Source organism: Micromonospora pattaloongensis (genome assembly GCF_900107255.1).
Lineage (GTDB): Bacteria > Actinomycetota > Actinomycetes > Mycobacteriales > Micromonosporaceae > Micromonospora_I > Micromonospora_I pattaloongensis.
Genome location: NZ_FNPH01000002.1, coordinates 770,378 through 780,435, shown reverse-complemented (window position 1 = coordinate 780,435; position 10,058 = coordinate 770,378). Strand labels below are relative to the sequence as shown.

Below are 10,058 nucleotides of genomic sequence, written 5' to 3'. Positions count from 1 at the left end.
CTGTATGTGGCGCTGGGTATTTCCGGGGCGATCCAGCACCGGGCCGGGATGCAGACCTCGAAGACGATCGTGGCGGTCAACAAGGACGCCGAAGCGCCGATCTTCGAACTGGCCGACTTCGGCGTGGTCGGCGACCTGTTCAAGGTCGTACCGCAGGCCGCCGAGGAAATCCGCAAGCGCAAGTAAGCGGGACCTGGGGAAACGAGGGCCGGCGGCCGCGATGCGGACGCCGGCCCTCGCCGTGTCCGTACCCCGCCCCGCGCCGGACACGCGGGTGGGCCGTGGCCTCCGGTCGGCCGGTCGGCGGCCGATAGGCTGCAAGGTGATGGCCTATCTGGATCATGCCGCGACCACGCCGATGCTCGACGAGGCGTTGGAGGCGTACGTCGCCACGGCGCGGGAAGTGGGTAACCCGTCGTCGCTACACGCCTCGGGGCGGTACGCGCGGCGCAAGGTCGAGGAGTCGCGGGAGCGGGTGGCGGCGGCGCTGGGCGCCCGCCCCTCCGAGGTGATCTTCACTGGCGGCGGCACGGAGAGCGACAACCTCGCGGTCAAGGGCATCTTCTGGGCCCGTCGGGGCAGCGATCCCGCACGCACCCGCGTGCTGGCCAGCGCGATGGAGCACCACGCCGTGCTCGACTCGGTCGAGTGGCTGGCCCGGCACGAGGGGGCGACCGCGACCTGGCTCCCGGTCGACGGCGCGGGCCGGGTCGAGCTGGACTCGCTCGCCGCCGCGCTGGAGGCGCACGCCGACGAGGTCACGCTGGTCACCGCGATGTGGGCCAACAACGAGGTCGGCACCGTGCAGCCTGTCGCCGAGATCGCCGCGCTCGCGGCGCGGCACGGCGTGCCGTTCCACACCGACGCGGTCCAGGCGGTCGGCCAGGTCCCGGTCGACTTCGCCGCCAGCGGCGCCGCCGCCCTCACCGTCACCGGGCACAAGCTCGGCGGGCCGTCCGGGGTCGGGGCGCTGCTGCTCGGCCGGGACGTCGCCTGCACGCCGCTGCTGCACGGCGGCGGCCAGGAGCGGGACGTCCGCTCCGGCACCCTCGACACCCCCGGCATCGTGGCCTTCGCGGTCGCGGTCGAGTCGGCGGTCAAGAACCAGCAGGAGTACGCCGTGCGGATCGGCGCGCTCCGCGACGACCTGGTGCGCCGGGTACGCGAGGCGGTGCCGGACGTGGTCTACAACGGCGACCCGGTCCAACGGCTGCCGGGCAACGCCCACTTCTCGTTCCCGGGCTGCGAGGGGGACGCGCTGCTGCTGCTCCTCGACGCGCAGGGCATCGCCTGCTCCACCGGCTCGGCCTGCTCGGCCGGCGTCGCGCAGCCCTCGCACGTGCTGCTGGCGATGGGCGCGGACGACGACCGGGCGCGCTCATCGCTGCGCTTCACCCTGGGCCACAGCTCCACGCCCGCCGACGTCGACGCGCTCGTCGCGGCGCTGCCGGCCGCCGTCGAACGCGCTCGCCGCGCCGGCGCCATCCGCTCCGCCCGCGGTTAGGGGCGCAGGGAACGGCCGTCGTTGTCGCTTTCTAGCGCGGGAGGGGCCCTTCGTCACGCCCGGTGGCGGGCGCGGCGGCCGCTCGGATCGGCCGGCTAGGCTCGATGGGATGAAGGGGCTCGACGGGATGAAGCGCTCGACGGGGTGAAAGAGGTAGTGCGGTGAGGGTGTTGGCAGCCATGTCCGGCGGGGTGGACTCGGCGGTCGCCGCGGCGCGGGCGGTTGACGCCGGCCACGACGTGACCGGGGTGCATCTGGCGCTCGCCCGCAACCCGCAGACGTACCGCACCGGCGCCCGGGGCTGCTGCACGCTGGAGGACTCCCGCGACGCCCGCCGCGCCGCCGACGTGATCGGCATCCCGTTCTACGTGTGGGACATGGCCGACCGGTTCCACGAAGACGTCGTCGACGACTTCGTCGCCGAGTACGCCGCGGGGCGTACCCCGAATCCCTGCCTCCGGTGCAACGAGAAGATCAAGTTTGCCGCGGTGCTCGACCGGGCGATCGCGCTCGGGTTCGACGCGGTGGTGACCGGCCACCACGCCCGGCTCGGCCCCGACGGCCTGCTGCGACGCAGCGTCGACCTGGCCAAGGACCAGTCGTACGTCCTCGCGGTGCTGACCCGCGCGCAGCTCGACCGCTCGATCTTCCCGCTCGGCGACTCGACCAAGGCCGAGGTGCGCGCCGAGGCCGAGCGGCGCGGGCTCGGGGTCGCCGACAAGCCCGATTCCCACGACATCTGCTTCATCGCCGACGGCGACACCCGCGGCTTCCTCGCCGGGCGCCTCGGCGAGACGCCGGGCGACGTGGTCGACGCCGAGACCGGCGCGGTGCTCGGCAGCCACACCGGCGCGTACGCCTACACCGTCGGGCAGCGCCGCGGGCTGCGGCTGGAGCGCCCCGCCGCCGACGGCCGCCCCCGCTACGTCCTGTCGATCACGCCGAAGACCAACACCGTCACCGTGGGGCCCGCCGAGGCGCTCGACGTGTCGACGGTGACCGGCGTCCGTCCGGTGTGGACGGGCGGCGAGCGGCCCGACATGCCGGTCGAGTGCGAGGTGCAGCTGCGGGCGCACGGCGAGGCCGTCCCGGCGACCGTCGTGGTCGACGACGCGTCGCTCCGCGCCGAGCTGCGTCGCCCCGCCCGCGGGGTCGCCGCCGGCCAGGCGGTCGTCGCGTACCGTCCCGATGCGGGCGGCGACATCGTCCTCGGCTCCGCCACCATCAGCTGACCACCGCCGCGTCGGTAGAGTCGGCGGCGTGACGGAGCAAACGTGGCCGTGGCCCGCCGGGGCGGCGACCGGGATCGGCTCGCTGCCCGGGACCGACATCGCCGAGGCGCAGCGGATCGTGTTCGGTGAGCTGCCCGCCCTGCCGCACCTGCCCGAGCTGCCCGCCCGCGGCCCCGGCGCCGACATGATCGGCCGTTCGGCGGTGTTCCTCGTCGACCTCGCGGTCGAGCTCTACACCGGGCGCTGGCGCGTGGCCGCCCGCGGCGGGCGTGACCTGCGACGCGCCCGCGACCTGCTGGAACGCGATCTCGACCAGCTCACCGAGCAGGCCGACGGCTACACCGGGCCGCTCAAGGTCCAGGCCGCCGGGCCGTGGACGCTCGCGGCCAGCATCGACCTCGCCCTCGGCGGGCGGATGCTGCGCGACCCCGGCGCGGTGCGCGACCTCACCGACTCGCTCGCCGAGGGGTTGCGCGGCCACGTCGCGGACATCGCCCGCCGCGTCCCCGGCGCCACCGTGCTGCTCCAGTTGGACGAGCCGTCGCTGCCGGCCGTGCTCGCCGCACGGGTGCCCACCGAGAGCGGCCTGCACACGTACCGGGCGGTCGAGGCGAGCACCGCCGCCACGGCGCTGCGCCGCGTCGTCGACGCGGTCGGGGTGCCGGTGATCGTGCACTGCTGCGCGCCCGACGTACCCCTGGAGGTCGTCCGGGACGCCGGCGCCGCCGCCGTCGCGCTCGACCTCGACCTCGTCGAACGCCTCGACCCGCTGGGGGAGGCGATCGACGCCGGGCTCGGGATGCTCGCCGGCGCCGCCCCGGCGCTGCCGCCGCCCGACGGTCGCGCGCCGTCGTCGGCCCGCGTCGCGCAGCGGGTACGCGAGCTGTGGGACCGGCTCGGCTTCCCGGCGGCCCGGCTGCCCCGGCAGGTCGTGGTCACCCCGGCCTGCGGGCTGGCCGGGGCCCCGCCGGAGTACGCGCGGGCCGTGCTCGCGGCGTGCCGGGACGCGGGGCGGCGGCTCTACGAATTCGGTTGACGTGTCGGACCCGGGGAGCATGATGCGGACATGATTGGACGCCTTTACAACGTCGTCATCGACTGTCCCGACCCGCGCGGGCTCGCCGGGTTCTACAGCGAGCTGCTCGGCATGCCGATCGTCAGCGACAGCGAGGACTGGGTGGTCATCTCCGACGCCTCCGGGCGCGTCGGGTTCCAGCAGGCGCCCGGGCTGCGCGAGCCGCGCTGGCCCGACCCGGAGCGGCCGCAGCAGCTGCACTTCGACGTGATGGTCGACGACGTCGACGCCGCCGAGGCCAAGGTGCTGGCGCTCGGTGCGAAGCGGCTGCCGGGCGAGGGTGAGGACTTCCGGGTCTACGCCGATCCGGCGAACCACCCGTTCTGCCTGGTCTGGAAAAACTGACGATCCGCTCGTCCCCGCCGTTTCCCGGCGGGTCGCCGCCGCACGGTCGCTAGCGTGACCGGTGATGAGCGAGCCACGTGAGGCGGCTCCCGCCGGTTCCTACCGGCGGGACCGTCCCGTCGTCCGGCCGCGCCGTCGCCGGTTCGCCCGGCTCGGCGCCGCGCTGGCGCGGTTCCGCACGTTGGCGGTCGTCATCGTGCTCGCGCTGGCCGCGATCGTGTTCCTGTGGTGCGCCGGCGTCGCGGCGTTCCGGCTCGTCGACCGGTAGTGGTTGTCCGGCCGGGTCTCAGCGGGCCAGGCCGTGCAGTTCGCGCACCGCCTGCCACAGCTGGTCGTCGCAGACCCCCGCCCGGTCCTTGAACGCGGTGACGGCGACCCGGATCGGGTCCGTCAGGTCGAGGAAGCTGTCGTGCTCGGCGTCGCGGTCCCACGCCTTCGTCGGGATCCGTACGTGGTCCGCCCGGTCGCTCTTGTCCCGGCTGGTGATCTTGAGCACCTCGGCGGCATTCCCGGCGCTGCGCAGCACCAGGCAGGGCCGCACCTTGGAGCCCGTGCCGTCCTCGTACGGCACGTCCGCCCACCAGATCTCGCCCGCGCGCGGCTGCGCGACTGTCGAGCCGGTCCGGGCCGTGCGGTTCGGTTTTCCGGCGCTGCGGGGCCGGGGCGGCGCGGAGCCGGGGCGCCCCGCCGGCCGGCGACCCGGCCGGCCGCCGCCCGCGCGACGGCTCTTCGCGCTGGTCCCCACGCCGAGCGCGAGCAGCACGGTGGCGAGCCCGAGCAGCCACGGCAACCAATCCGACATCCAGCCCTCCCCGGTAGCGGTCGTGCGGCCCGACCCGAACCGCGATCCTGCCACGGTCGCCGCGACCGTGCCCGTCACGTGTCGGCGACGCGTGCCCCGGGCGGTCGGCGGGGTGCGCCGGCGGCGCGACGCGCCGGGGTGGGGGCGCACACAGCCCGGATGTCGGTCCCGGCGGATGTCGGTGAGGGCGGATACGGTGCGCAGAGAAACGCGAACACGGAGGTCGTCGGTGTCTGAGGAAGCGGTCCCGCAGCAGGTCACACCCGCGCAGGAGGCGCTGGCCGGGGTGGAGCCGACGCCGGAGGCGCGCGAGCGGCACGCCGCGCTGGCCGAGCAGATCGACCACCACCAGTTCCGCTACCACGTGCTGGACTCGCCCGAGATCTCCGACGCGCAGTACGACGCGCTGATCCGCGAGCTGAACACGCTGGAGGAGCGTTTCCCGTCGCTGCGCACCCCGGACTCGCCGACCCAGCGGGTGGGTTACGCCTACGCCACCCAGTTCGCGCCGGTGACGCACGCCGAGCGGATGATGAGCCTCGACAACGCGTTCGACGACGCGGAGCTGGCCGCCTGGGCGGAGCGGGTCGAGCGGGACGCCGGTGGGCCGGTGTCGTACCTGTGCGAGCTGAAGGTCGACGGCCTCGCGGTCAACCTGACGTACGAGCGGGGGCGGCTGGTGCGCGCCGCGACCCGCGGTGACGGCCGCACCGGCGAGGACATCACGCCCAACGTGCGGACGATCCGCGAGATCCCGGAGCAGCTGGCCGGCGAGGTCCCGGACCTCGTCGAGGTGCGGGGGGAGATCTACTTCCCGGTCGAGGCGTTCGGGGGGCTCAACGCGGCGCTGGTCGAGCAGGGCAAGGCACCGTTCGCCAACCCGCGCAACGCGGCGGCCGGCTCGCTGCGGCAGAAGGACCCGCGGATCACCGCGACCCGGCCGCTGCGGATGGTCGTGCACGGCCTGGGCGCCCGGCGGGGCTTCGAGCCGGCGCGGCAGTCCGAGGCGTACGCGGCGCTGGAGAGCTGGGGGCTGCCGATCAGCCGGCGGTGGAAGGTCGTGAAGGACCTGGCCGGCGTCCGCGAGTTCATCGCCTACTTCGCGGAGCACCGGCACGCGGTCGAGCACGAGATCGACGGCGTGGTGGTCAAGGTCGACGAGGTGTCGATCCAGCGTCGCCTCGGCTCCACCAGCCGGGCGCCGCGCTGGGCGATCGCCTTCAAGTACCCGCCGGAGGAGGTCAACACCCGGCTCCTCGACATCAAGGTCAACGTCGGGCGCACCGGGCGGGTCACCCCGTACGCCGTGCTGGAGCCGGTCAAGGTGGCCGGCTCGACGGTCGGCTTCGCCACGCTGCACAACGCCGGTGAGGTGGCGCGCAAGGGCGTGCTGATCGGCGACACGGTGGTGATCCGCAAGGCCGGTGACGTGATCCCCGAGGTGGTCAGCCCGGTCGTGGACCTGCGTGACGGCTCCGAGCGCGAGTTCGAGATGCCGACGCACTGCCCCGAGTGCGGCACCGAGCTGCGTTACGAGAAGGAGGGGGACGCGGACATCCGCTGCCCCAACCTGGACTGCCCCGCGCAGCTGACCCGCAAGCTGGAGTACATCGCCAGCCGGGGGGTGCTCGACATCGAGGCGCTCGGCGAGCGGGCCGCGATCGCGCTCGTCGACTCCGGCGTGGTCACCAGCATCGGCGACCTGTTCGAGCTCGACGCGGACGCGCTCGCGCGCGGGGAGTTCTTCCGCAACCAGGACGGCAGCCTCAGCGCGAACGCCCACACGCTGCTGCAGAACCTGGAGACGGCGAAGCAGCGGCCGCTGTGGCGGATTATCGTCGCGTTCTCGATCCGGCACGTCGGCCCGGTCGCCGCGCAGGCGCTCGCCCGGCACTTCCGCGCGGTCGACGCGATCGCCGCCGCGCCGCTGGAGGAGCTGGTCGCGGTGGAGGGCGTGGGTCCGGGGATCGCCGCGGCGGCGGCCGACTGGTTCGGCACCCCGCGGGCGCAGGAGGTCGTGGCGCGGTGGCGGGCGGCCGGCGTGCGGATGGCGGAGGAGGGCGGCGAGGAGGGCCCCCGGCCGCTGGAGGGGATCACCGTCGTGGTCACCGGGTCGCTGGCCGGTTACTCGCGGGACGAGGCGGCCGAGGCGGTGCAGTCGCGCGGCGGCAAGGTGAGCGGTTCGGTGTCGAAGAAGACGGGCTTCGTCGTGGTCGGTGAGAACCCGGGATCGAAATACGATAAAGCGCTCTCGCTCAAAGTCCCGATTCTGGACGAGGCGGGCTTTGCGACATTGCTGTCACAGGGCCCGGAAGCGGCCCGTAAAGTTGCGCAAAGTAGCGATGAGTAATCGCACAGTAAATGTAACGCGAACGTGAATTTCGAGGCTGACTTGCCCACGTATCTCAAGTTAGTCACGACAACGTCCCATTCGTGCCTCTAGACCCCCGCGCTCCTATGGTGGGAGCGTTTGGTGGAGCGCGAACGACGCGGTAATGGACCGCGTCAGCCGATGGGTGTCGGGAGGTCGCATGGAGGCCGCGGCGCTGCGGAACTCCGTTCCCTCCGAGCGGGCGGTGTCGTTCTTCGCTTTCGTCTGGCCGGTGGTCGCGGCGGGAGTCGCGGTATCCGTCGTACCGATCACGGCCCTTCCGAAGCAGGTTCCGACGCTGCCGCCGGCCTTCTGGGTAATGGCCGCGCTGGCGGTCGTCTGCGACGCCCGGCCATTCACGCCGCCGGGTCGTCGACAGAGTTCGGCGGTATTTCCGTCCATCTGTTTCACGTTCGCGATGATGTTGGCCTGGGGTGTCGGTCCGGCCGTCGCGGTCCAGGCCGCGGCCGTCGTCGTCTCGGCGTGGCGGATGCGGCACACGGTGTGGCGGGCGGTGTTCAACATCGCGCAGTACGCGCTGGCGCTGTCGGCCGCGGACGCGGTGCTCCGGCTCGCCGGCCGTGGCGTCTTCGCCGCCGACGGGCCACCGCGGTGGACGGAGGTCGCGGCCGTCGCCGTGGCCGCCGGGACCTGGTTCGCCGTCAAGTACGGCAGCGTCACCATCGCCGTGCGGCTGCGCTTCGGCGGGCAGTGGTGGCGGACCTTCCAGCACGGGCTGGCGTTCGAGTCGCTCTCGACCGGGGCGTTGCTGCTGCTCGCGCCCGTGCTGGTCGCCGCCGCCCACGCGAGCGCCGCGCTCGTGCCGCTGGTGCTGGTGCCGCTCTACGCCGTGTACCGGATGGCGCGGCTCTCCGCGGAGCAGGAGCAGCTGGCGCGGCTCGACCCGCTGACCGGCCTGCCCAACCGGAAGGCGCTGCTGGCGGAGGTGGCCGAGCAGGTCCCCGGGCACGCGGAGCGCACGGCCAGGGGCGGGCCCGACGGGCGGTTCGCGCTGCTGCTGCTCGACCTCGACCGGTTCAAGCACGTCAACGACGCGTTGGGGCACGCGGTCGGGGACCGCCTGCTCGTCGAGGTGGGCAACCGGCTCTCCGCGGCCGTACGTGCGCGGGACGTGGTGGCGCGGCTCGGCGGCGACGAGTTCGCGATCCTGGCGACCCGGCTCGCCGACACCGACGACGCGCGGCGCCTGGCCGACGAGATCGTGGCGGCGCTCGCCGAACCGGTGCCGATCGACGGGCTGCCGCTCGACGTGGGCGCGTCGATCGGCATCGCGGTCTACCCCGAGCACGGCGAGGACTTCGCGACGCTGATGCGCCACGCCGACGTGGCGATGTACGACGCCAAGCACCGCGGCGACGCCTCGGCCGTCTACACCGCCGAGTCCGACCACAACTCCCCGGAGCGGTTGAGCCTCCTGGCCGACCTGCGCCGCGTGCTGGACGCCGGCGGGGCGCACCGCGCCGAACGCAGCGGCGGCGACGCCGGTGAGATCGCCATGTACTACCAGCCGCAGGTGCGGATCGACACGGGCGAGGTGGTGGGGGTGGAGGCGCTGCTGCGCTGGCGCCACCCGCAGCGCGGCATGGTCGACCCGGAGGAGCTGATCAGGGTCGCGGAGCAGAGCGCGGTGATGCGGCTGCTGACCCGCCGGGTGGTCGACGACGTGGTGGAGCAGCTCGCCAAGTGGGCGGCGGCCGGGGTGCAGCTGCGGGCCGCGCTCAACGTCAGCGTGCGCGACCTGCACACCGGCGAGATCGCCGACCAGATCGCCGAGCGGCTCGGCCGGTACGGCGTACCGGCCGGGCGGTTGCAGCTGGAGATCACCGAGGGCGCTCTGATGGCCGACCCGCGGCGGGTGCTTGCCACGATCTCCCGGCTCGACCGGATCGGCGTGAAGATCGCGTTGGACGACTTCGGCACCGGCTACTCCTCGATGCAGCACCTGCGCCGGCTGCCGCTGGCGGAGGTGAAGGTGGACCGCTCCTTCGTGCTCGGAATGGCCGCGGGCGGCGACGACGCCGCGATCGTCCGGTCGATCATCGATCTCGCCCGCGCGTTGGGGCTGCGGGTGGTCGCCGAGGGCGTCGAGGACGAGCGCACCTGGCGGTTGCTGCACAGCGCCGGCTGCCATGTCGCCCAGGGCTGGTTCTACGCCCGCCCGATGCCCGCCGACGAGCTGGTCAGCTGGCTGGCCCGCTACCGCCCGGTCAACCCCGCCCCGCCCTCGCTCAACTGATCGGCGCCCGGAGCGGGACAGAGCGGGCGCGGCGCAGCGGCGCGCCGACGTGCTGGGGGAGTCGGGGCGCGGACGCCGGACCGTGACAAATAGACTCGCACGGGTGACGGCGCGCGTGCCACGCTGCGTCCGCCCGGACCGAGACATCACCAGTGCACAAGGGGGCCCCGATGGCTGCCATCTCCCGCGAGGAGGTCGCGCACCTGGCGCGCCTGTCGCGGCTCGCCGTGACCGACGAGGAGCTCGACACCTTCGCCGGCCAGCTCGACGTGATCCTCCAGGCGGTCGCCCGGGTCGGTGAGGTCACCGCCGGGGACATCCCGCCCACCTCGCACTCGGTGCCGCTGACCAATGTCTTCCGCGACGATGTCGTACGGCCGGGGCTGAACCGGGAGGACGCCCTGGCGGGCGCGCCGGACGCCGAGGACGGGCGCTTCCGCGTACCCCGGATCCTGGACGAGGAGGTCTGAAA

General features: G+C 73.7%; 9 protein-coding genes and 1 pseudogene. 9 read left to right on the top strand and 1 reads right to left on the bottom strand.

All coding sequences use genetic code 11. The features are described 5' to 3' along the window. The 6 genes and pseudogenes from BLW47_RS09460 to BLW47_RS09435 form a co-directional block, all read left to right on the top strand. Window positions 1-186: pseudogene (locus BLW47_RS09460) on the top strand (FAD-binding protein); the annotation flags it as partial. Between the two features lie 139 nt (window positions 187-325). Next, on the top strand, window positions 326-1,504 hold the full coding sequence (locus BLW47_RS09455) for a cysteine desulfurase family protein (RefSeq protein WP_091554519.1): 1,179 nt from the start codon (window positions 326-328) through the stop codon (window positions 1,502-1,504). A 161-nt stretch (window positions 1,505-1,665) separates the two neighbouring features. Further along, window positions 1,666-2,736, top strand: a complete 1,071-nt coding sequence (gene mnmA, locus BLW47_RS09450; protein ID WP_091554517.1) for a tRNA 2-thiouridine(34) synthase MnmA — start codon at window positions 1,666-1,668, stop codon at window positions 2,734-2,736. 28 nt (window positions 2,737-2,764) lie between these two features. Then, window positions 2,765-3,772, top strand: coding sequence for a methionine synthase (locus BLW47_RS09445; protein WP_091554515.1), 1,008 nt, complete (start codon window positions 2,765-2,767; stop codon window positions 3,770-3,772). 30 nt (window positions 3,773-3,802) lie between these two features. After that, a complete protein-coding gene (locus BLW47_RS09440; RefSeq protein ID WP_091554513.1) occupies window positions 3,803-4,156 on the top strand; it encodes a VOC family protein in 354 nt (117 codons plus the stop codon). A 64-nt stretch (window positions 4,157-4,220) separates the two neighbouring features. Next, a complete protein-coding gene (locus BLW47_RS09435; RefSeq protein WP_091554511.1) occupies window positions 4,221-4,424 on the top strand; it encodes a hypothetical protein in 204 nt (67 codons plus the stop codon). Between the two features lie 18 nt (window positions 4,425-4,442). On the opposite strand, the gene BLW47_RS09430 is transcribed toward BLW47_RS09435, so the two are convergent. Continuing rightward, window positions 4,443-4,958 carry a type II toxin-antitoxin system PemK/MazF family toxin gene (locus BLW47_RS09430; protein WP_091554687.1) on the bottom strand — a complete coding sequence of 172 codons (516 nt, stop codon included), beginning with the start codon at window positions 4,956-4,958 and terminating at the stop codon, window positions 4,443-4,445. A gap of 175 nt (window positions 4,959-5,133) precedes the next feature. On the opposite strand from BLW47_RS09430, the gene ligA reads away from it, so the two are divergent. The 3 genes from ligA (at window position 5,134) to gatC (ending at window position 10,056) form a co-directional block, all read left to right on the top strand. Further along, window positions 5,134-7,308: an NAD-dependent DNA ligase LigA gene (gene ligA, locus BLW47_RS09425; protein WP_425435366.1), complete on the top strand. Its 2,175-nt coding sequence runs from the start codon at window positions 5,134-5,136 to the stop codon at window positions 7,306-7,308. Between the two features lie 181 nt (window positions 7,309-7,489). Next, window positions 7,490-9,586 (top strand): putative bifunctional diguanylate cyclase/phosphodiesterase, encoded by a 2,097-nt coding sequence (locus BLW47_RS09420; RefSeq protein WP_091554508.1) that lies wholly within the window; start codon window positions 7,490-7,492, stop codon window positions 9,584-9,586. Between the two features lie 170 nt (window positions 9,587-9,756). Then, window positions 9,757-10,056 carry an Asp-tRNA(Asn)/Glu-tRNA(Gln) amidotransferase subunit GatC gene (gatC, locus tag BLW47_RS09415; protein WP_091554506.1) on the top strand — a complete coding sequence of 100 codons (300 nt, stop codon included), beginning with the start codon at window positions 9,757-9,759 and terminating at the stop codon, window positions 10,054-10,056. Window positions 10,057-10,058 lie beyond the last annotated feature (2 nt).